This is a genomic window from Micromonospora sp. NBC_00858 (assembly GCF_045207365.1).
In the GTDB taxonomy this organism is placed as follows: domain Bacteria; phylum Actinomycetota; class Actinomycetes; order Mycobacteriales; family Micromonosporaceae; genus Micromonospora.
Map to the genome: position 1 here is coordinate 3,500,959 of NZ_CP108828.1, position 21,000 is coordinate 3,521,958.

At 69.9% G+C, this 21,000-nt stretch carries 18 protein-coding genes and 2 pseudogenes; 11 read left to right on the plus strand and 9 right to left on the minus strand.

All coding sequences use genetic code 11. The annotated features are described in order from the left end of the window. Positions 1–67 precede the first annotated feature (67 nt). Positions 68–763 (minus strand): MOSC domain-containing protein, encoded by a 696-nt coding sequence (locus OG990_RS16300; RefSeq protein WP_406081293.1) that lies wholly within the window; start codon positions 761–763, stop codon positions 68–70. Positions 764–1,033: 270 nt separating this feature from the next. Between OG990_RS16300 and OG990_RS16305 the strand changes: the two genes are divergently transcribed. Then, the gene (locus tag OG990_RS16305; protein WP_074316118.1) at positions 1,034–1,429 is read left to right on the plus strand and encodes a hypothetical protein; all 396 of its coding nucleotides are present in this window, start codon (positions 1,034–1,036) and stop codon (positions 1,427–1,429) included. Between the two features lie 112 nt (positions 1,430–1,541). Here OG990_RS16305 and OG990_RS16310 read toward each other — a convergent pair whose 3' ends face one another. Continuing rightward, positions 1,542–2,426 carry an ABC transporter substrate-binding protein gene (locus OG990_RS16310; RefSeq protein ID WP_089020099.1) on the minus strand — a complete coding sequence of 295 codons (885 nt, stop codon included), beginning with the start codon at positions 2,424–2,426 and terminating at the stop codon, positions 1,542–1,544. Positions 2,427–2,518: 92 nt separating this feature from the next. On the opposite strand from OG990_RS16310, the pseudogene OG990_RS16315 reads away from it, so the two are divergent. From OG990_RS16315 to OG990_RS16345, 7 genes and pseudogenes are all read left to right on the plus strand, one after another. Beyond that, a pseudogene (locus OG990_RS16315) lies at positions 2,519–3,403 on the plus strand (replication initiator); the annotation flags it as partial. A gap of 29 nt (positions 3,404–3,432) precedes the next feature. Beyond that, positions 3,433–3,708, plus strand: a complete 276-nt coding sequence (locus OG990_RS16320) for a helix-turn-helix domain-containing protein (RefSeq protein ID WP_406081295.1) — start codon at positions 3,433–3,435, stop codon at positions 3,706–3,708. After that, on the plus strand, positions 3,708–4,979 hold the full coding sequence (locus tag OG990_RS16325; protein WP_406081296.1) for a tyrosine-type recombinase/integrase: 1,272 nt from the start codon (positions 3,708–3,710) through the stop codon (positions 4,977–4,979). The genes OG990_RS16320 and OG990_RS16325 overlap by 1 nt, the downstream gene beginning before the upstream one ends. A gap of 297 nt (positions 4,980–5,276) precedes the next feature. Next, the gene (locus OG990_RS16330; protein ID WP_406081297.1) at positions 5,277–5,834 is read left to right on the plus strand and encodes a hypothetical protein; all 558 of its coding nucleotides are present in this window, start codon (positions 5,277–5,279) and stop codon (positions 5,832–5,834) included. Positions 5,835–6,028: 194 nt separating this feature from the next. After that, positions 6,029–6,559, plus strand: a complete 531-nt coding sequence (locus OG990_RS16335; RefSeq protein ID WP_328414882.1) for a LytR C-terminal domain-containing protein — start codon at positions 6,029–6,031, stop codon at positions 6,557–6,559. 671 nt (positions 6,560–7,230) lie between these two features. Continuing rightward, entirely contained in the window at positions 7,231–8,064 is an 834-nt protein-coding gene (locus tag OG990_RS16340) for a hypothetical protein (protein ID WP_406081298.1), read from the plus strand. 155 nt (positions 8,065–8,219) lie between these two features. After that, a pseudogene (locus tag OG990_RS16345) lies at positions 8,220–8,536 on the plus strand (hypothetical protein). 204 nt (positions 8,537–8,740) lie between these two features. Here the strand turns inward: OG990_RS16345 and OG990_RS16350 are convergent. Next, on the minus strand, positions 8,741–9,637 hold the full coding sequence (locus tag OG990_RS16350; protein WP_406081300.1) for an aldo/keto reductase: 897 nt from the start codon (positions 9,635–9,637) through the stop codon (positions 8,741–8,743). 982 nt (positions 9,638–10,619) lie between these two features. Between OG990_RS16350 and OG990_RS16355 the strand changes: the two genes are divergently transcribed. Beyond that, a complete protein-coding gene (locus tag OG990_RS16355; protein ID WP_406081302.1) occupies positions 10,620–11,222 on the plus strand; it encodes a transposase in 603 nt (200 codons plus the stop codon). Between the two features lie 139 nt (positions 11,223–11,361). Here the strand turns inward: OG990_RS16355 and OG990_RS16360 are convergent, their stop codons facing one another. After that, positions 11,362–13,713, minus strand: coding sequence for a hypothetical protein (locus tag OG990_RS16360; RefSeq protein WP_406081304.1), 2,352 nt, complete (start codon positions 13,711–13,713; stop codon positions 11,362–11,364). Between the two features lie 64 nt (positions 13,714–13,777). Next, a complete protein-coding gene (locus OG990_RS16365) occupies positions 13,778–13,936 on the minus strand; it encodes a hypothetical protein (RefSeq protein WP_406081306.1) in 159 nt (52 codons plus the stop codon). A gap of 154 nt (positions 13,937–14,090) precedes the next feature. Here OG990_RS16365 and OG990_RS16370 point away from each other — a divergent pair, with 154 nt between their 5' ends. Continuing rightward, entirely contained in the window at positions 14,091–14,957 is an 867-nt protein-coding gene (locus tag OG990_RS16370; protein ID WP_406081307.1) for a hypothetical protein, read from the plus strand. A 200-nt stretch (positions 14,958–15,157) separates the two neighbouring features. Here OG990_RS16370 and OG990_RS16375 read toward each other — a convergent pair whose 3' ends face one another. From OG990_RS16375 to OG990_RS16390, 4 genes are all read right to left on the minus strand, one after another. Further along, on the minus strand, positions 15,158–16,213 hold the full coding sequence (locus OG990_RS16375) for an IS110 family transposase (RefSeq protein ID WP_406081309.1): 1,056 nt from the start codon (positions 16,211–16,213) through the stop codon (positions 15,158–15,160). A gap of 520 nt (positions 16,214–16,733) precedes the next feature. Beyond that, positions 16,734–17,633 carry an aminoglycoside phosphotransferase family protein gene (locus tag OG990_RS16380; protein ID WP_406081774.1) on the minus strand — a complete coding sequence of 300 codons (900 nt, stop codon included), beginning with the start codon at positions 17,631–17,633 and terminating at the stop codon, positions 16,734–16,736. Between the two features lie 114 nt (positions 17,634–17,747). Then, positions 17,748–18,947 (minus strand): MFS transporter, encoded by a 1,200-nt coding sequence (locus OG990_RS16385; protein ID WP_406081310.1) that lies wholly within the window; start codon positions 18,945–18,947, stop codon positions 17,748–17,750. 33 nt (positions 18,948–18,980) lie between these two features. Beyond that, positions 18,981–19,778: an SDR family NAD(P)-dependent oxidoreductase gene (locus tag OG990_RS16390; RefSeq protein ID WP_406081312.1), complete on the minus strand. Its 798-nt coding sequence runs from the start codon at positions 19,776–19,778 to the stop codon at positions 18,981–18,983. A 56-nt stretch (positions 19,779–19,834) separates the two neighbouring features. Between OG990_RS16390 and OG990_RS16395 the strand changes: the two genes are divergently transcribed. Then, a complete protein-coding gene (locus tag OG990_RS16395) occupies positions 19,835–20,824 on the plus strand; it encodes a MarR family transcriptional regulator (RefSeq protein ID WP_406081313.1) in 990 nt (329 codons plus the stop codon). The last annotated feature ends 176 nt before the right edge of the window (positions 20,825–21,000 follow it).

Below are 21,000 nucleotides of genomic sequence, written 5' to 3' on the forward strand. Positions count from 1 at the left end.
TCTTGGGACCTGCGTGATGGCAGATCGATATCAGGACCTGCGTGACACTCCGCCGACTGCTGGGGTCTCAGTCCGGCAGGAGTTCGACGGCATCCTCCAGCCCGATACGACCAGGGCGTTCGACTGTTGCCCACACCCCGAACGTCATGTCGTGGTGCTCGGCAACAGTCCTCAAGAGGTGTCCGTGCTCCTGGGCGCCCTCCTGCGCGAGGTCGATCATGACGCATCGGGTAAGCCGCCGATGTGGTCGCAACACAACGTCGGAACCAATACGGACGGCTCGCCCGAGCCAGCCATCCTCCGGGAAGCCGCTGCCCGGCACGTCGACGAGCAGATTCGCCCTGAACCGCATCGAGTCGACCGGCTCCCCCACCAGGTCATGGAGTCGCCGTAGGGCGGCCGTGCTGATCAGGCTCACCGGGCCCTCGTCATGGTGCATGACCTCCGCTTCGCGCTCGATCGTCACTCGACGGCCCAACACCTCGCTGACAGCCGCATGTCCGGCAGGCTCATCCGCGGCGAAGCGGCGTCCGTCGGGCAGCTCCACGACCGGCACCGGATCGCCAACTTGCCCTCGCAGCATGAACAGACCGGGCATCCGCCGGAAGCGACGGGTGTTCTTTCCGCTGCCCAACTTCCCGTCTGCGTCACGTACCGCCCACAAGCGGTCACCAGCTAGTCCGCGCTGGTCGACCTCGGCTGTTGCGAGCTGCTCACCGAGCAGTGACTTGATCGGGTACCGGCGGATCTCGGCTAGCTTCATCGACCTCACTGTAGATCGCCGGACTGAGCAAGATCGTCTAGTTGGATGTGTCACCCACGTCCCGAGACTGATCTGTCACGGACGTCATGAGACTGGACATCGGGCTACGCCGGCATGCAAATGTCTGCATGGTGCCGGTTGATCCCGCGCAGGGCGGCACGTTCGTCTCCTCGATGAGCGCGCGGGCGGTTCCAACGTCGGGGAGTCGAGCCGCCTGACTAGGCTCGGGTGCACCGGAACGACGGTGCTCAGTCCCGGCATACTGGCCCGGTGATCGACAACGGATCGCCGGGCCGACCGGACCTCTCCTCCGCGCTGCGGTTCCTCAGCGAGCTGATCGCCTGGGTGGCCACGCCGTGGGCGCTCGCCCCGCACTCGGTGCCGCTGGCGGTCGCCTCGGTGGTCGTCCTCGTGGGGCTGCCGACCGTTTTCGCCACCCCCGGCGACAAGAACCACGTCCTGGTCCCCGTGCCCGGGGCGGTCACCATCGCGCTGGTGGGGTTGCAACTGGTCGCTGCGGCGGTCTCGGCCTGGTTCGCGTGGCCGTGGCCGGCCGCCCTGGTCGTGACCGCCGTGGCGCTGTCCACCGTGGTCACCGAGCTGCCGCGCTGGCGTCGGCTCGCCCCACTCGGCCCCGAGGGCCGGCCCTCGCACCGACCTGCCTAACCCGCCCGCGGCCGGCGACTACCTCGCCGGCCGGGCCGAGCGGGAGCTGTGCCAGCGGGCCCACCGACGGGCGGCGACCCGACCGCGCGTCGGCGGACCGGGCCGGGCGGCGTCAGGCCACCCGGCGGATGCTGCCCGCCGGCGGGGCCGGCACGGCGTCCGGGTGCAGGATCCCCGCGATCGCCTCGACCCCGTCGACCAGCCGGGGTCCGGCCCGCACGATCAGCCCGTCCGCGTCGACGGCCCAGACCTCCGCGTCCGGGAAGTGCGGGACCACCGCCGCGGCCTGCTCGGCCGCCCCGTCGAGGTGGAAGCCGCACGGGGTGACCAGCACGACCTCCGGCGCCGCCGCCCGCAGCGCCGCCCAGGTGGTGGGTGTCGAGCGGGCGCCGGGGTGGGTGGCCACCGGCTTGCCGCCGGCGGCCCGGACCTGGTCTGGGATCCAGTGACCGGCGCCGAACGGCGGGTCCACCCACTCCACCACCGCGACCCGGCGCCGGGCCCGGCCGGCCACCGCCGCGCTGACCCCGGCCAGCCGCGCCCGCAGGCCGTCCACCAGGGCCTCCGCCCGATCCGGTACGTGGGCCGCCGCCCCGACCGCGAGGATGGTGCCGAGCACCTCCTCCAGGGTGTACGGGTCCAGCGACAGCACGTCGGCCCGGCAGCCGAGGTGGTCCACGGCGTCGGCGACCCGCCCGGCGGGCAGGGCGCAGACCCGGCACAGGTCCTGGGTGAGGATCAGGTCGGGGTCGAGCCCGGCGAGCGCGCCCGCGTGCAGGGTGTAGAGGTCGGCACCCGCGGCGAGCTGCCCCTTGACGTACGCGTCGATCTCGCCGGGGCTCATCCCCCGGGTGTCCCGGCCGCCCACGACGACGGTCTTGCCGGCCCGGTCGGCCGCCGGCACCTCGCACTCGAAGGTCACCCCGACCAGGTCCTCGGCGAGGCCCAGGGCGTAGACGATCTCGGTGGCGGACGGCAGCAGGGAGACCAGGCGCATCCCGCCATCCTGCCCGCCCGCGCCCCGCGCCCCGCACCGCCCCGGCAGTTGCCCGATCCGGCCTCCGCGCCAGGGCACGGCGATAGGCTGGGGCGGCGCGCCGGCTGGCCGGTCTCTCGGGTGACCACCCCCCGGACGCCATCCGCTACGCCGCCGCCCAGGTCGACTACACCACCCCCGCCCACCCCGACCAACCCGCCGGCTGGCCTGTCGCCTGGGGCAGACAACTCGACATCCGCCCCATCTCGCTGACTGGTCGCGGTGAGGTCACTGATGGGATGGTCGCCGGCTACCTTGCCAAGTACGCCACCAAGAGCACCGAGGTAACCGGGCACCGCTCCGTCAGGCTCGACGCCGACAGCATCGGCGACTACGCCGACCCCGACGGCGACCACACCGCCCGCCTCATCGACGCCTGCTGGCGACTCGGCCGACCCACCGGCACACCCGTCCCGCTCTCCCAGCGGCCCCGGGACCACCGGCCCACACCCGGCTTCGTCGAGCCATGGGAGTGCCCCGACTGCGGCACCCACACCCGCTACGCCGCCTGCCCCGTCTGCGTCGCCCACCGTCAAGCCAGCCTTGACGCCGAACCGACGAAACCGGCGACCGGCAACCCTTACGCCCGGCTGCGGCGGTGGGCGCACATGCTCGGCTTCGGCGGCCACTTCCTCACCAAAGCCCGCCGCTACTCAGTGACGTTTCAACTGTTGCGCGATACCCGCGTGAGCTTCCGGCGGCACGAGGACCAGGTCGACGAGCAGCCCGGGATCGTCCACGCCGTCGACCACCTCGACGACACCACCCTCATCGTCGGCACCCTCACCTTCGCCGGCGTCGGCTGGCACACCACCGGTGACGCCCTGCTCGCCAACACCGCCGCCGCCATGGCACGCGAACGACGAGCCACCGGCCGCGAAGAACTCGCCCACGAACTTGGCACCAACCCGGCTGGCACCGTGCCCGCCGCTGCCTGACCCGACAGACCTGGAGGAGGTCAACCGTCATGAGCACCACCGCCCGCAGAAGCCCTGTCATCCGGCTCGTTCCCCGCACCGTCGGCACCGTCGTCGAGCCGGTCACCTACACCGTCCGCGAGGTCGCCAAGCTGCTCGGTCTCTCTCTCGGCAGCACCTACGCCCTGGTCCGGGACGGCACGATCCCCGCCACCCGCCTCGGTGGCCGCTGGGTCATTCCCCGCGCCCGTTTCCACGCCTGGCTCGACGCGGGCCTCATCGACGCGAACGCGGCTACCGGCACCGATCAGGGGCGGCGGCGCTGATGGGCCACATCGTCAAGACTCCCGCTGGCACCTACCGGGCCAACTGGCGCGATGCGTCGGGCCGGCAGAAGGCAAAGTCCTTCCGTACCAAGAAGGAGGCAGGCACGTTCCTGGCGCAAACGGAAGCCGCGCTCAGTCGGGGCATTTACGTCAATCCGCACGCGGGCCGGACCGGCTTCGGTGACTTCGCCCAGCAGTGGCTCGCCGCCAGGACGGTGGAGGCGCGGACCACCGAGCGGACTGTCTCCATGCTCCGGGCCCACGTGCTGCCCAAGTGGGGTGACTGGCCGCTGGGCAAGGTCGACTTCATGTCGGTGCAGGAGTGGGTGACGAGTTTGAGCCGGGAGCTTGCCCCGACCACGGTCGCCAAGTGCTACCAGCTGTTGTCGATGATCCTCCGCACGGCTGTGCAGGCGCGGCTGATCGCCACCAACCCTGCCGAGGGGGTGAAGCTCCCGCGCGACCGGTCGCGCGACGTCAAGCCGGTCACGATCAGCCGGGAGGACTTCTTCCGCAAGCTGCTCCCAGCCGTGCCGGCCCGCCACCGGGCGATCGTCTGCGTTGCCGCCGGGGCGGGCCTGCGCTGGGGCGAGTGCGCCGGGTTGGCCTGGTCGTCAGTTGACCTCGATCGCGCCCTGCTGCGCGTGGTCCAGGTCGCCGAGGAGACTCACGGCGAGATCCTGCTCCGCCCGTACCCTAAGAGCCGAGCCGCAGTCCGAGCCGTCCCGCTGCCGGGCTTCCTGGTGTCCGCATTGGGCCGGCTCCGCGCCAATGCCGCGGATCCGGATCCGCGAACACTCGTCTTCCGCGACCGGGTCGGGCGCCCACTGCGCCGCTCGAATTTCCGCCGTCGGGTCTGGCTGCCCTCGCTGGTCCGTGCCGGCCTGCTCGGCCAGGTCGCCAACACCGGGCCGCACCGGTACCGGGCGGTCTGGCCCGATCGCGAGGGCGTCGAGTGGTCGGCGGAGTTCACCACTGAGCGAGAGGCGGTGGCCTGCGTGGCGGCCAAGGCCGTCGGTGGGATGCGATTTCACGACCTGCGGCACGCGTACGCCACCTGGCTGGTCACTGACGGCGTACCCATCAATCTGGTACAGCGGGTCATGGGCCACGAGCAGGCGTCGACGACGCTGGATCGTTATACGCATACTCCGGCTGACTATGCCGCCCGGATCTTGGATGCCTTCACGCTGCCTGCTGACGATCTGCTGACTCCGGCGGCCGAACGGCCCAGCGAGAGCCTGTCTGACGGCCTGGAAGAGTCGCCGTGACCTGCGTTGGAGCACTCGCGCCGGAAAGGGACGACCCCCGTCGGGGGGAAGCGGACACAGCTCGTCGACTCGTGCCGGGCGTTGTCGACCAGTGCGAACGAGCAGCTGACGCGAGATGTTCTCTGCTGCCTCCTACCCGCCTAGATCAAAGGGCCTGCTGCCTCGTCGCTGCCTCCAGCCCTCGGCTTGGTCGTCTCCGCCGTAGCCCGAAACTTGTACCGGATGCGGTCGCCGACGGCCTGGGCCTCGTACGCACGTTGCCAAGCGGGCACCAATCCAATGCAGTCGCTGCGTAGGGTGAACGTCGTGAATGGCCAGCCTCATCCTCGTTGGCGAGCGCGGTTCTTGAGGATTGCGGCCAGCCTCGCCGTCATGCTCGTCGTATGCGCTGTCGGTGGCTACCTCGCGCGACCTGTCGTGGCTAAGGCGGTCTACACGCTTCTCTCACCGATCACGGGCGGGTGCATCGCCGCACCAAACGAGCCGACGAAGCTAGCTGATGAGGCGGTGTTTCAGCGGGTGCCGGCAGGCGCTTCGTCGATTGGCGGGCCGACCGTGCAGCAGCCGTGCGCCGACGGTCGCCGCGACAGTGAGAGCAAGATCTTCGGCGAGGTGACCGTCGAGTATCGCAGTGACCTGTCGGACGAGGAGATTCGAGGCCACTATGAGGCGGTTGCCCGCGAGTCGGGGTGGACGTTCGACGTCTCAGACCGGCGGCTTGTATTCGCCATGAAGACGCTGCGGGATCGTTGCCTATGGTTGAGCGTCTTCCGCGATGAAGGCGGTCGGCCCGGCTACTACAGCGTCGAGGTCACCTTCTGGCCCAAGTACGAGGACTCCTTCTGCGACGACTGAGCCAGCGGCGGTTACGACCAGGCCAGCCGAACCCCGCGGCTACATCTCGCTTACAAGCTCTGTGCGGGTCGTCCGGCGTCGTCTGTCCGCGTTCGCGACCTCGGGCGACTGTCCGCACGCTTCTGCCGACGGGCGTCCTCGTCCAGCCCGGTTGCTGTCGCCGTTGCTGTCGACGGCTGGCTATGGTCGTCATCGTGAAGACGCGGGTACGTATCCTCGCCGCCTCGATCGCCGCGCTGGCCGTGTCGGGGTGCGACGCCCCCACGATGCCGACTGCCCAAGGGACAGCTCAACCAAACGCGTCGCCGACTTGTCCCCCAGGGCTGGTTCCCGTCGATCTCACCGTACCCAGGCCGGACGGGACCAGGCTGAACGTGCTCAATGCGAGCGACGTCAAAGGACTTGAGCTCACGGTGTTCGTGGAGCTCGGGAAGCGGGGCTTCCAGATGCTCTCCACAACCGACCGGTACCGGGACGGGCGACGCTATCCCGAAGCGGCCGTGATCCGCTACGGGCCGCAGACAGTCGGGGCCGGCTGGCTCGTGTCGTCATACATCCAAGGACAGGTGAAGACCGAGTTCGACATCCACCGCTCCAACGACCGGATTGATGTCATTCTGGGAAGCGCGTTCGAGAGCATCCGCACGCCAACGGAGGCCAACCAGGCGGTTGCGGCGGCCGGGCAGCCTTCCTTACCGCCTGGCACCTGCCCTGTCCCCGACTGAGCGGGCCAGTCAGCCGTCGCAGGTCCCGAGACCCGACGTGACGTCCTAGTCGTCACTGTGGTGGGTGCGCCTTCGTCCCTGGCCGCCCGCGATCGTTGATGTCAGCCGCAGATGTCAGGCGCGCGGGGCCGACACACGGTTTAGGAATTGTCGGCGCTCGGGATTCCTCGACCCTGCTACCTGCCGTTGCCGCTGACCAGACGCCTCGCGAGGCAGCATGCCTTAACCGTCGTTGCCCGTCGGCGACTGCGGCATCGGGCACGCAACGGGCACGCCAGGGCTTTCCCCTCCTGACCACTCGCTTGTAAGGCGCGCCCGGCGATAGTCGCGGCGTCTGTCACCGTCCGGGACGTCCGCAAGCTTGACCGGTCACCGAGACCTACGCATTACGAGTCGCTAGCGACCCCGACGGTCTTGGCGCTGCGCCGCTCGATCCGGCGGGCGCCGGTGTGCGCACCAGTCCGCTGACGTCCGCGGACTTGGCTGCTCGGTTGGCGGCTCCTCGCCACTGCCGGTAGCAAAGCTCCCACGGGCGATCACCCGGACGGCAACGCGACCGGTGAGACAGCGGATCTGTTCACCACCTGGCCGCCAAAGGCAGAGGTAAGCAGGAACTGGCCCCGCCCGGCGCCGTCCGCGAGCCAAATCGGCTAACGGGTAGATTGACGCCGATGAGCGGTCTGTTGCGTCAGGAGTTGCGCGGGTTGGCCCGCAGTCGGGCGCTGTGGCTCCTGCCGCCCCTGGTCGCGCTCGCCGGCCTGAGCAGTCTTTCGTTCAACGACGACGCCTACATGTTCTACGTCTACTACGACCCGCAGACTTTCGAGGAACAGCTTGACGCGTATCACTTCGACGTCAAGGCGATCCACACCTCGGGCCTCGGCTGGGCTCAACTGGCCGCGCTGGCGGCCGGGGCGTTCCTGGTACTGCGTGATCCACGGCTGACCGGCCGCCCGGCCCGGCGCTCCCTGCCGGCCCTGGAATCGTCGCCGGCCCGGCTCCCCCCGCCGCCCCGTCCCGGCCGGTACTTAATAGCGAAGGCGGGCGTGGCCGCGCTGTTCGGTGTGCTCCTCGCCGTGGCCGACCTCGCCGCAGTACTGCCACTGGCGCCCAGAGTGGTCGCCGACCACTGGGTTCGGCGCGAAGTGGCCTCGAAGGACATCTTCTTGCCGGTACAGATCTTGGCCGACGAGTCGGTGTGGCCGGTGGTGCTTCGCGCAGCGGCCGGTGTCCCGCTGTTCGCGATCGTTGGGATCGGCCTGGCCGCGCTACTCAACCGCTGGTGGGCGGTTACGGTGGCCGTCGTCGTCCCAATCTGCGGGTCGCTGTACATGACCGCTGACCCGTTCTTCGGCGCCCTGACTGCTCCGAACCGACCGGCCCTCGCCGCGACCATGATTCCGAGCCTGGAAGCGGCCGCGATCGTCTTCCTGCTCGGCTACGGCGCGACGCGGTGGCGACTCGCCCGGGCGCCCGCAGTCCGGCCGACCGGCGCGAAAGCTTGAGGCTTCGGCCGCATACGGGCCAGAGACGGCCCGACGCTTGGCCACGGACACTCGCTTACAAGCTGTGTGCAGGTCGTCCGGCGTCGCTGTCCGCGTTCGCGACCTCGGACGACTGTGCGCGCCCCGCGGCGGGCGGCTGTCCCTGTCGTGGCTCGTTGCTGTCGACAGCCACCCGGGGTGAAAGAGTGAGCGCGTGGGGCTGGACAAGGAGGCCGCAGCGCAGCTCGCCGAGGCACGCCTGGCGGAATGGCGACGCACCGGGTATGGCGAGTGGCGCGCGATCCTCGACGACAAGGAGATGCGCCTGGTCGTCGGCGAGGACGGCAAGCGGTGCAGCGTGGTCAGCTACGCCATTGATGACGGCGAGGGTCGGATCCGCCTGTCGGTCGCCGTGGACGACGGCGGCTTGTCGGCGTCGATACCGCTGGCGCGAGACGAAATTATGAGTCCGGCCGGCACCTTCGTCACGTGACCTCTTCGTCCCGAACGCCGCTGCGACGCATCGTCTGTTGCCATCGGTTACCGTCCCGTCCCTCTCAGCCTAGCTACGACCCCGCCTGCTGTCGTTACGTGTCGGCCGCAGGTGACACGTCTGCTGCCTCCTCGCTGCTTCCGAGAGTGGCCGGAGCATGCTTCCCGGCATCCATCTGGTCCAGCTGCGGGAGGCGGTGCCCGGTTAGGCGGCGGTCTCGGGAACGAGGGCGGTCAGCTCCGCGACCTCAGCGTCGCTCAGCGCGATCCGCGCCGCCGCGAGGTTCTCCCGCAGGTGGGCCAGGCTCGTGGTGCCGGGGATGGGCAGCATCGCCGAAGAGCGGTGCAGCAGCCAGGCCAGCGCGATCTGCTGGGGCGTGGCCGCGTGCCGGGCGGCGATCGGCGCGAGGGCGGCGGCGACCTGGCCGGCGTTGTCCCCGCCGTCGCGCAGGCTGACCGGGTGCCAGGGCGAGAACACCGCTCTGGTCCGCTCCGCCGCCGCAAGCAGGTCCGCACCGGTGCGGTTGCCGATGTTGTACAGGGCGGTCACCGCGGCGATCTCCGCAATCGACCGGGCGAGTTCGAACTGCGCCACGGTGACGTTGGACAGCCCGATGTGCCGGATCCAGCCCTCGTCCTGCAGCTTCCTCAGCTCGCCGACCTGGTCCTCGAACGGGGCGTCGGTCGCGTACCCGCTGTGCAGGTAGTAGAGGTCGAACCGATCCACGCCGAGGCGGCGCAGGCTCAGCATGGCTGACTGCCGCAGGTACTTCGGGTTGCCCACCCAGCCCAGGGTCGAGTAGTCGTGGCCGCCCCGGACGAAGCCGCCCTTGCTCGCCACCACCAGCCCCGCCGGGTAGGGGTGCAGCGCCTCGCGGATCAGCAGCTCGTTGGTGTGCGGCCCGTAGACATCGGCGGTGTCGATGAAGGTGACGCCCTCCGCCACCACCGCGCGCAGCAGCGCCAGCCCACGCTCGTGGTCGGGGTACGGGCCCCAGACCTGGTCGCCGGTGAGCTGCATCGCCCCGAAGCCGACCCGTCCGACCGGAAGGTCGCCGCCAATGATGATCGTGGGCGGGGTGGACGGGGAGCCAGACGTCATGGTCATCTCGATTCTGGGTCGACGGCGGCCCCGTCGCCGACGCCGCCCCGCAACTTCGACGCCATCCTGCGCACGGCCCGCGACGTCTTCGGCGAACCGGGCGCGGAGGCCACCCTGGAGGAGGTGACCCGCCGGACGGGGTCCGTATCGGTACTCTCGACCATAACTGATTCAACCGGGATGAATTGGTCGAAGCGGTCTACCTGGCGGAGGTTCAGGCGGTCTACGACCACGGCGGAACGCCCGGGCCTATCCGTGGGGATCGACCGGGGCGTTTTCGCAATCACGAGCGGTGGCGGCGGGATTTGAACCCGCGGAGGGCGTTAACCCTCACACGCTTTCGAGGTCTGCGATCGTCCGTCTGCGATCGTCCGTCTGCGACGGTTCGGCCGGGACCGTGAGCTGGAATGCCGCCCTCTGATGAACGGCAGCATGCCCCTGCGTACGAGGGCGAACGAGACCACAACTGAGACCACTTGACGCGGCCCGCGGCACGATGGGCCAGCGGCGGTGGTCGAGGCATGGTTTACAAGCTTGACGCGTCTTGTTGCCCGCGTCGGGCTCCCTCGTCTGCCTCGTCCCGCTGGGCACCGGTAGCAGGTTGCGCGGGGGTAGCCGGCTGTGCCAAGTCCACGTGCCCAGAGGTCTCGCCAAGGTCCTCGGATGCCCCGGCGGGCAAAGCGAGTTGCCTAGTCGGTGCTGCTGCTTCCACTTCAAGCAGCCGCGCCTGCGCCACGGCAACCCGGTCGGCTAGAAGGGTCGGCTTCCACTTGGGCGAGCTCGCGTCGAGTCGACTCGATGGCGGCGGTGTCTGCCTGAGCGGCTGGCCGATCGCCGCGACGAACTCGGCCGGGCCCGCACCGACATCATCAGCCGCATCCATCACCTGCTACTGGAGCTCATCCCCGGCGGAGCGAAGAAGCTCCTCACCCGCGGCCAGGCCAGCTACCTGCTGCGCACCGCCCCACCGCCGAAGAACATCGTGGCCCAGACCCGCCACGATCTGGCCCGCGAACTCATCGAGGAACTCACCCTGATCGACGCCAAGATCCGGGGCGCCGACAGCAGTTGCGCCAGCTCGTCACCGAGCACGGCAGCTCCCTGTCCGATCGGCCCGTCCGGCGCAGCCCGGCTAATCGGCGACATCGGTGACATCCACCGGTTCCGCACCGCCGCGCATTTCGCGTCCTGGAACGGCACCGCCCCACTCGAGGCGTCCTCCGGCGACCAGCGCCGTCACCGACTGTCCCGCGCCGGCAACCGTCGCATCAACCGAGTCCTGCACACCATGGCCGTCGTCCAGCTACGCCGTGACGCGCCCGGCCGCGCCTACTACCGGCGCCGCCTCACCGAAGGCAAAACCACGATGGAAGCGCTCCGCGCTCTCAAACGCCACCTGTCCGACGTCGTCTACAAGCGAATGATCCACGACGCAAGACGTGGCCGAGCTGGTGAAACGGGTCCGGGAGGACACTCGGGAGCGACTCTGCAATCCAGCGCGGACGGCCTTATCCCGACAGCCGCCTCTTCGGACAAGTCACAACCCGGACCCGCCACCAAGAAGCCTAGAACAAAGTTGCCATGATCCCTTGACCTAGAGGGAAACCAGATGTGTGTGTCTGATCTTCGGCGAGGGGCAACGATCGGCGTGATCCGTTGGGTAGCGGTCGTCATCGTCGTGGCCGCCTTTATGAAAGCCCACATTGACGTCCTTGCACAAAGGGCTACGGCGTCAACAGCGGCTCCACGAACATCACCGACTGCCCGCGGGAGCCGACTGCGGGTAACCGCTCGATCGCGCCGTCGCGCACCGACAGCCGTACTCCGCTCGCGGGTTCGCGCGGGAAGTGCCAGGGGTGGTAGCCGAACAGCACGTGTTCGGTGTCCTCCCAGACCGGCTCCCGATACGTCCCCTGTGGGGACCGGCGGTCCTCAGGCAACCACCACACCTGCGGCTGCACCGTAGCTCCCGGCTCGACCGGGAACAGCGTGAGCGCCGGCGGGTTGGAGCGCACCGTCCACAACCGGTCACCGCCGGGCGCGAGCCGGGCCATCTGGTCGACCGGCACCGTCACCGTCGTCCCGTCTGGCCGAACTACGATGATCCCCTCCACCTTCCGCGCACTGCCGGTGCCCGTGAGCGGGTCGACCTGCTGCACCGGGTGCGCGTACCGCTCCGGGTCGGTGCCGGGTGTCCAGCGCATTGTGGCCCACCGGGCCTGGTGGTCGGCGAAGAAGACCGTGTCGCGGTACGCCCCGACGAGGCCGATCCCCCGGTCGTCTGGCCACGGCATGGTCTCCACCGGGCCGCCGCCCAGGTCGATCACCCGCAGCTGGTACCGCGACACCCGCCGGCGGTGCTTGCTGTCGACCACCGCCACCCGCCGGCCGTCGCCCAGCAGCATCACGCCCGGCATCCGCACCTCGTCGATCTCGGTCACCTCGTCGATCTCGGTCACCTCGCCGGCCGCGGAGACCAACCGGGCCGGGTGCCCGTGGCTCACCACAAGCACGCCCTGCCTGGTTTGGAGTGCCCGGCTCCAGCGCGCGGCTTCGAGCCGGGCCAGGTCCACCCGCGCGCCGTCGCGCCACCCGACCAGGGTGCCGTTCGCCTCGATCACGCCGGCCCGCGGCGGCGCACCGAACGGCGGGCCGGGCGGCTCCTCCCGGTTGCGCTGCGGGAACCTCACGAACATCCCGCGGCCGTCCGCCGCGTCGCCCGCCACCCGCGCCATCGCGCCCAGCAGGAAGCTTCTGGTCGACGGGCCGTCCGAGTTCGGCGCCGGACCGGACAGCATCGGCGCGGCGACCGACGTCCTGGTCGGTGTAACGGGCGCGGCCGGCGCGGTTGGGACGGCCGGTACGGTTGGGGTGGCCGGCGCGGTCGGGGCGGCCGACGCCGGGCTCGGGCGGCGTCCCAGCCACAGCCGCAGCGGCTCCCCGCCGTCGGCGTGCAGCAGGCCCGTCCGCTGCGCGAAGGCCAGCCCGTCGCGCAGCTCTGCCTCGCTCACCAGCAGCCGTTCGGCCAGCTCGGCGGCCGTGGTCTCCAGCGGTGCCCGGGATGCCCACCTCAGCACCGCCTCGAGATCCTCCGCCAGCGGGCCGAACCGGCTGCGGGCGTCCTGCAGCCGGACGGAACGGACCCGGTTGGGCGGTAACGACAGCACCGTGTCCACCCGGGCCGGCCGCCCGGCGCGGTAGCCGTCCGGGCCCTCGCGAACCAGGATGCCGGCGGCGGCCAGCAGCGGCAGCAGGTCACGCTTGCGGCGCACCGGCGGCACGCCCAGCTCGGCAGCGATTCCGTCAAGCCGGCGCTGCTGCCCGGCCAGCCGAGCCACCACCTCCGCGCGCTGGGCGGCGTTGCGCTCGTCGAGGTCGGCGTGGCCGGTGGTCAACGGCTCCCGGGGTGGTTGCCACAGCGGCGCGTCGAGCCATCCCGGCAGGCGCGAGTGCGCGCGGCCCCAGTCGTCGATGTGCTCCACGGTCACCGGCCCGGCGTGCTCACGGGCCGCGGCGTTGACAATGCCGGCCAATTCCATCGGCTCGTACTGCAGCTCGGACTGCCAGCCGTTGTAGCCCGGACCGACGGCGGGCCGGCCGCGCGCCAGCCAGACCGGCGGCTCGGGTGCCGGATCCGGCCAGAAGCGCAGCAACCATCGATCCCCGAACCCGTCCTCGGTGTCGCCCCGCCGGCGTGCCACCCGGACCCGGTAGCAGCCGGCGCCACCCAGCTCGAGGTCGGCCGGACCGGCGCCGCCGGTCAGCACGGTCAGCGACAGCCCCCGGGAGCTCGCACGGTAGGGAGTCTCCAGCACGTCGTCGAAGCCTGCGTGGTCAGCTGGCGGCGGGCCGTCGTGCAGCTCCACACGCACCATGTGGTGGCCGTCGCCGGCCTGACACAGGATCCAGCCGGCGCCAGCTCCGGCGAACGTGCCGGTCGGCTCGTCTTCACAGTCACGCCCGCGCGGCAACTCCGGATCGTCGCCCGGCTCCCCCGAGTCGTCCGGGTCCCGCAGGACGACGAGTCCATACTCGGGAGAGTAATCGTCGTGCTCGAACGCCCGTACGACGGCCACGGCGGTCAACGTAGCAAAATCCGGCCGTGACCGTAAGGCGGCAGCCGGGGCAGCGACAAGCGCGTCAGGCGAACCAGTCGTGAACCGCCCCGTCGGCCCCGACGGTCCACAGCACCGGAGCCACCACCACGAAGAGCGCGCCGATGACCAGCACCACCGTGGCCGCGATGCCCATCAGCGACGCCACGCCAGCGAGCGACCGGCTACGGCCAGTGGTGTGCATACCGGCGGCCGACGCGCACGAACGGCGGCAGAAGAGTGATCGGGTGGGCCCTCGTACATCTCCGGGTGGCCCTACGGCCGCTCGTCCGATGCGCCGCACCACGCTGCGGAGGTGTGCTGCAACCATGCTGGGGGATTGCGCGTCTTAAGCAACGATGGGAACCCTCGATCAGCCGTCCAGCCCAGTCCGATGGGCGGACGGCGCCGCCGTTGTCGCCGTCGTTGTCACACTGATCCTGACTGCCCGCCAGCTACGTCCGCTCGCCGAGGCGGCGGCCTTTCTCGCCCGTACAGGCGAAACGGTGGCCTCCGTGCCGGCGGCGACCTGGCCCCGCGCCGCCGCGTGGGTCGCGATTAGCATTGCCATCCTCGCGCGGTGGCGGACCGCTGCGGTGCTGGGCGCATGGTCGGCCGTGTTGTACGAGATCGTCGTGGTGGCAACGCGCCTCAAGGGCGACCAAGGCTGCGACGCGCCGCTTGACCTGCTGGTATGGCCGCTGCTGCTGGCGGTCGCGGCAGCAGTGCTGTTGAGCACCACCGCTTCGGTCGGCCGCGGCCTGGACCTGCTGACACGCCGTGGGCGTTGGCTGCTCGCAGTCGCCGCAGCGGTCACCGCGCTCACGGCGACGGCGATTCCTCTACTCGGGGAGTACAACGGGCCGTCACAAGCAGACTCCATCGATCCGGGGTTCCACGCCGTATTCGTCGTCTCGTCGCGGCTCGGCGGCGCTGTTGGCGGCCTGACATTCGCGGTCGTGCTGACCCTGGCCCTGGCCACCGTCATTGGCGTCGATCGGGCCGTGCGCAGTCGAGTCCTGACGCTGATGGGGGCGGGCGCGGCCGGGTTCGTTGCGATCCACCTGGGGCTGCCAAGGCCATTCGGTGTGTGGGACGTGCCGTTGGTGTCGGGACCCACGGAGGCCGTGCTGCTCGTAATGGGACCGGGGCTCGTCCTCGGCGCTGGACTGTTGTTGGTCCGGTCTAGCGAGCGGCCGCCACTGGTGGAACCAACCGCACCTTGACCCAACCATCGTGCGGCGCCGTCCGGACCTACGCGCCGGACGTGCCGGTTATCGAGAGCGACGATCAAGGCTCGTCCCGCGACCTTCGTCTCGCCTGCCCCACGATCTGAACATCCGCTCATCGACACGTCCGGACGGCAACCGGGCCAGCTCGGCGTGACGCTGCGTAGCGCGCGGATCGCGGCATGAGTAGCCCTGTGTCAAGCGGGGGAGGCGAGGACGGCCTGCAGAGCTCGGTGGCGGGTGGGGTCGTAGGCGACGCCTTCTTGCCAGCAGCGCCAGATCACGTGCAGCCAAGCGCGGGCGAGGATTCGAGTCGCGTGGGGGTGGTCGTGGCCCCGGGCCCGGGCCCGCCGGTAAAGGTCGGCGGCCCAGGGGTTGGCGTGGTGGGAGTCGCCGGCGAAGTCGATGATCGCTGCACGGAGTTGTTTGTCGACGGCCCAGCGAAAGCCGACGACTTTCACCTTCCCGGACTGCCTGGTCGAGGGCGCAGCCCCGGCCAGGCAGGTGAGTGCCTCGGGCGTCGGGAAGCGGCCGCGGGCGTCACCGATCTCAGCCAGAAGCCGGGCCGCTCGCACGATCCCTGCCCGGGGCAGGGACGTGAACACTGCCGCGTCGGGATGCTGCAGCAGCTGGAGCTCAATGTGCTCCTCCAGCGCGCTGATCTGCTCCCGCAGGGCAGTGAGCCCAGCCACCAACGCGGCGGTGACGTGCGCCCGGGCGGTGGCTTCAGGACCGGTGGTCCCGCGGGTAGCCACAAGCAGGTGGGCGTGCAGCAGCCCGGCTCGTGCCGGGTTGGGGTAGGAGACGCTGCGCAGCCAGTTCTGCAGTCTGCGTGGCGACAGCCAGTCGACCTTGTCCTGAGTCGCGAACCGGGTGAGGAAACTCAGGGTGATCGCGGAGTCGATGTCGCGGAACAGCCCGATCACGCCGGGCAGAACATGTTCGAGGTGGGCGCGGAGCTGATTGGCCATCGCGACACGGGCGGCGATGAGGTCCTTGCGGGCGCGGACGGTCATCCGCAACGTGAGTGTCGCGGGAGAGTCAACGGTGAGGGGACGCAGGCGATGGTGGTCGGTGCGGACGGTGTCGGCCAGGACGTAGGCATCGAAGCGGTCGTCCTTGTTACCGGCTGCGCCGTAGCGGCGGCGCAGGTGCTTGATCTGGTTCGGGGCGATCACGAAGACCGTGAGCCCCGCATCGAGGAGAGCCTCGACGATGGGCCCGTCGGGGCGTTCGATACCGACCTCGAGCACAGTGGCTTGCTGCAGGCATCGCAGCAGCTTCCGCAGCCCCCGCAGCGGTGTGCTCGACGAGCATCCGTTGGACCTCGACACCGTCGGGGCCAACGATCGCGAGGGCGTGCTCAGTACTGGCCCAGTCGATGCCCGCAGTGGGTCGACGCATCGAGGGATGGTGTCTGACACTCATCGTGTCCTCCTTGCTGTTGCAGCAGCAGGTGGGCACCCAGTGGTCTCAGGACACGGAAGCCGGTCGCTCACTGATCGGCGCTCGACGGCGCGCAGCCCTGTCGCCAGTCATACGTGCCCTGGGACCACCGGGCCCCGCGGCACTCATGCCAGACCTCTCACGGTCGAGCGGACGAGGCGGTGGCCCGGTGGAGACCAGGTGCGCCGACGACCCGAGATCGCCGGCACCAGACACGGTGCCCGACGAGACCGCCGACAGGAAGAGTCTGCGCAGTGAGCGGATACCGGCGCGACGGGCCGGCGCGTCGGTATCCGCTGGCTGCGACGATGCGTGCGGCGTGCCGGCTCAGGCTGATGGCGGGTCGGCGATGATGCGCGCGAGAGTGCGTCGGCCCATCCGACTCATGGCCGGGTTGGTCTGGTGGTAGTACCAAATTGCCCCCATTGCCTGCTCGAAGGCCCACGCTCTGCCGCGTTCCCATTCGAGATCGTCGCAGCCGAGTTGTTGCCGAAGCGCCTGGCGTGGCCCGCGTTCTAGCAGGTGCCAGGCACTCACGAGGTCAAGGGCAGGGTCGGCCGGCCCCAGCCCACCCACGTCGAGAACCCCGGCCAGCCGCCCGTCGGAGACGAGGACGTTTCCCGGAATGAGATCACCATGGGTCATTCTGTCCGGGGACTCGCCCCGCGGCAGTTCCCTCATTACCGCCCAGATCCGGCGGAGCACCGGGACGTCCAGCAGCGTCTCGCTGTGCCGGAAGCAGGTCTCCATCCACCCGTCGTGCGCTTGTAGCTCGCCCCCGCGACCCTGGCCTTCGAAACTGCGTCCCCTTGTGTCGATGGCGCGCACGCCACTGACGAACTCGGCCAGATCGTACGCGAACGCGAACGAGTCACCTGGGTCCTGCTCCGTGGCTATCACACCGGGTACCCACGTCTGTACCGACCATGGAAGCGGGTAGCCGGCGCCAGGCTCACCGACGGCGACCGGCTTGGGGGTGGGAAATCGCGTACGGCCCAGCAGCTCTCGGGCCGCTTCCGCTTCGCATTCCAGCCAGCGCCGCGCTGCCTCGACCTCACGAGGCTGAAGAGGGAACCGAGCCGTGAACCGTTCTCCGAGACGGAAGATGGCATTGACCGTTCCCTGCGAAGCGACGCGCCTGACAGGCAGGCTCCGCCACTCGGGGAACTGCGCATCCACCAGCTCACGCACCGTCTTGAGGGGGACCCTGAGCTGGCCCTCGTGCATCGACACATCCGGCAGCGTGGAGGCGGACTCCGGGCAACGACCGGTGCTGGCTGCTCGGATCATGAGCGATAGGGGTTGGCGGTGGTAAGAGGCTGGCAAGACAACCATCCTTTGTCAGGTGTTCTGGGCGGCGACTGTGGCTCGAGGGTGGCGGGTGGCGGTGGTCGCCGGCAGGTGGCAGGCCAGAGCTACCGCGGCGAGCAGCGCCAGGAAGGTGCATACACCCAGCCAACCGAAGTGGGCGTGGGCCCGGGCGCCGAGCCAGGAACCGACGCCACCCCCCAGGTAGGCGCAGGTCATGTAGGCGGTGTTGAGTCTGCTTCGCACCTCGGGGCGCAGGGCGTAGATCCGCACCTGGTTGGCGACCATGCCGGACTGCATCCCGACATCGAGCAGTAACGTGCCCAGGACCAAGGCCGCCAGGCCCAGCGCCCCGCCGAGGCTGCCGAACGCGAGGACGGCGGCCGAGGCGATGACCACGAGCATGCAGATCAGGTTGACCGCGTCGCTGCCCCGACGGTCCACCTGGCGTCCCGCGACCGGGGTGCACAGCATGGTCACCGCGTTGACCAGGGCGAGCATACCGACCGCCGGTGCGCCCAGGCCGTACGTCGGGCCCGTCAGCAGCAGCGCGACGGTGGTCCAGACCGCCGAGAAACCGGCGAAGACCGTCGCCTGGTAGAAGCAGGAGCGGCGCAGGTCGGGCTCGGTACGCAGCAAGCGCAGCGACTCGGCCAGCAGCTCCGGATACCGGTGCCCGGACGGCGGTCGTGTCGTCGGCAGTACGCGGGCCATGACCACCGCGATGAGCAGCACGACCGCTGCGGCCATAAGGTAGGGGCCCCGCCATCCCCACCAGTCGCCGATGGTTCCCGCGGCGGTGCGGGACAGCAGCATGCCGCCGATCGAGCCGCTCAGCAGCGTGCCGCTGACCACTCCGCGTTGGTCGTCGGCCACGAGGCCGGCTGCCATCGGGCCGATGATTGGCGCGACCACGGTCGTGACCCCGACGAGGGCGCTCGCGCCGATGAGCGGCGGCAGCGCGGGCGCGACGCTCGCGGCGAGCAGTCCTAACCCGGTGAGGCCGAGCAGGGTGACGACCAGCGGGCGGTGCGGGAGCCGGTCGCCGAGCGGCACCAGCAGGAAGATCCCGGCGGCGTAGCCGAACTGCACAGCGGTCACCACCAGGGCGGCCGAGTCGGGGCTGACGTGCAGGGCGGAGGCGACCAACGGGCTGATCGCCTGGGGGAAGTAGATGTTTCCGACGGCGACCCCGCAGGTGAGGGCCAGCAGCAGGATCAGCCGGCGGCTCATGCGGCACCTGCACCTTCGGGGTCGTTGGCCACGTCAGTCCACCTTCCCGCCGGTGACGTAGATGACCTGGCCGGTGACGAACCCCGCCTCGGGGCTCACGAGGTAGGACGCGGTGTGCGCGATGTCCTCGGGCTGGCCGACCCGGCCGACCCGGCCGACCGGGATGGTCTGCGCCACGATCCGCTGGTGCTCTTCGAAGCTGCGGCCTCGCCGCTGGGCCGCGACCCTGGTCATGTCGCTAACCACGAAGCCCGGGGCGATGGCGTTGGCGGTGACGCCATGCCGTCCGAGCTGGAGGGCGAGTGATTTGGTGAAGCCGATCAGACCGGCCTTCGCGGCGGCGTAGTCGACGCGGCCGGAATCGCCGAGCGCGGAGATGCTCGACATGTTGACGATCCGTCCCCAGCCGGCCGCCGTCATGTAGGGGCTCACGGCCCGGGTGAGGAAGAACGCCCCCCGCAGACTGACCCCCGTGACCGCATGCCACTGCTGGGTGCTCGTCTCCTCGACGCCGGCGTTGGGGCCGCCGATGCCGGCGTTGTTGATCAGCACCGTCGGTGATCCCAACTCGGCGGCGATCCGGGCGACGGCAGTGGCCACGGCCGTCTCGTCGTCGACGTCGGCGGCGAACGCCGCCGCTGTTCCGCCGTCGCCGGTGATGGCTTCCACGGTGCCGGCGCACTCTTCCTCGCTCAGGTCGATCACGGCGACCGCGAGGCCATCGCGCGCCAAACGCTTGGCCACCCCAGCGCCGATGCCGCGTGCCGCACCCGTGACGATCGCCGTGCGCTGCCGATTGGCCTGGTCTGTCATGTTGATCTGGTGTGTCATGCCTGGAAGTCCACGGCACGAGTCGGCGGTCACCAAATGATGTAGCATATGACTTAATGATCAGCTTCCTGCTCAGCGTCGAGGACCTCGCGGACACCCGCTTCGCGATCTCACCGATCTACCAGACCGTGCTCAGCCTGCGGGTATTGCGCGAGCCCGGCTTGTACGCGCTGCACCTGCCGTGGCGCAGGTCGGTTCTCGGCAGACTCGATGCGCCCGGTGCCGACCTGCTGATGTCCCTGGTCGGGCCAGACCGCGCCGTTGCGGATTTCCTGACGCCCCGGCCGACGGAGTTCGCCGTGACCTTCGAAGAAGAGTTGGCCGCAGTACGCCGGACGCCTCCGGATGTCGTTCGCCGCGACGTGTTGGCCGTGTACGTAGGTGGCCGGCTTCCGGACGTCTTGCAGGAGATCACCGCGGACGACGATGCTCCTGTCCTCGCACTCCGCGATGCCATCTGCGACCACCTGCAGCGTTACTGGGAGATCGCGATCAAGCCGACCTGGCCGCAGATGCGACTCGTCCTGGAAGCAGACATGACCTACCGCGCCCGACAACTGGCCGTTGGAGGCGCGCGCCTGCTCTTCGCCGACATGCACCCGAACCTGCGATGGCACGACGGCGTGCTGCACATCGACAAGATGATCGGCAGGCACCGCGTCGCGGCGTCCGGCCGAGGGCTGCTGCTGGTGCCGTCCGTGTTCTCCTACAAGCCCGCCCCGCCAGTCAGCCCGGACGAGCCGCCAGTGCTGGCATACCCCTGCCGCGGAGTAGCGACGCTCTGGGCGCCGACGCCGACCCCCGACGCGACCGCGCTCACGTCGCTCCTCGGCGCGCCCAGAACGCGGCTGCTCGGCCTCCTCGACGAGCCGCTGCCGACGGTCGAGATCGCTCGCCGGCTCACGGTGACGCCCAGTGCCGTGTCACAGCACCTGCAGGTGCTCCACGCGACAGGCCTGATCACCCGCGCCCGCGATGGACGGCACGTGCTGTACCGGCGCAGCTTTCTTGGCGATCAGCTAGCCGGCCAGTCGGTCAACCGATGACCAGGCACCGACCTGTCGGACTGCAGATCAACTCTCGGCACTGTCCACGCATCGACAGAGCCGAGTCGCTCATCCGATAAAGATCAGCTTCCCGACAGCCGCAAGATCATTAGCGAATGTCCGGGTATGCCCGGGTCCCTCCAAGTGGATCTGCATCAGATGCACTGCAAATGATC

Coding starts and splice junctions, on each gene's coding strand:
- OG990_RS16300 (WP_406081293.1), bottom strand. CDS start 763: ATGAAGCTAGCCGAGATCCGCCGGTACCCGATCAAGTCACTGCTCGGT.
- OG990_RS16310 (WP_089020099.1), bottom strand. CDS start 2,426: ATGCGCCTGGTCTCCCTGCTGCCGTCCGCCACCGAGATCGTCTACGCC.
- OG990_RS16320 (WP_406081295.1), top strand. CDS start 3,433: ATGAGCACCACCGCCCGCAGAAGCCCTGTCATCCGGCTCGTTCCCCGC.
- OG990_RS16325 (WP_406081296.1), top strand. CDS start 3,708: ATGGGCCACATCGTCAAGACTCCCGCTGGCACCTACCGGGCCAACTGG.
- OG990_RS16340 (WP_406081298.1), top strand. CDS start 7,231: ATGAGCGGTCTGTTGCGTCAGGAGTTGCGCGGGTTGGCCCGCAGTCGG.
- OG990_RS16350 (WP_406081300.1), bottom strand. CDS start 9,637: ATGACGTCTGGCTCCCCGTCCACCCCGCCCACGATCATCATTGGCGGC.
- OG990_RS16365 (WP_406081306.1), bottom strand. CDS start 13,936: ATGCACACCACTGGCCGTAGCCGGTCGCTCGCTGGCGTGGCGTCGCTG.
- OG990_RS16370 (WP_406081307.1), top strand. CDS start 14,091: ATGGGAACCCTCGATCAGCCGTCCAGCCCAGTCCGATGGGCGGACGGC.
- OG990_RS16380 (WP_406081774.1), bottom strand. CDS start 17,633: ATGCACGAGGGCCAGCTCAGGGTCCCCCTCAAGACGGTGCGTGAGCTG.
- OG990_RS16385 (WP_406081310.1), bottom strand. CDS start 18,947: ATGAGCCGCCGGCTGATCCTGCTGCTGGCCCTCACCTGCGGGGTCGCC.
- OG990_RS16390 (WP_406081312.1), bottom strand. CDS start 19,778: ATGACACACCAGATCAACATGACAGACCAGGCCAATCGGCAGCGCACG.
- OG990_RS16395 (WP_406081313.1), top strand. CDS start 19,835: ATGATCAGCTTCCTGCTCAGCGTCGAGGACCTCGCGGACACCCGCTTC.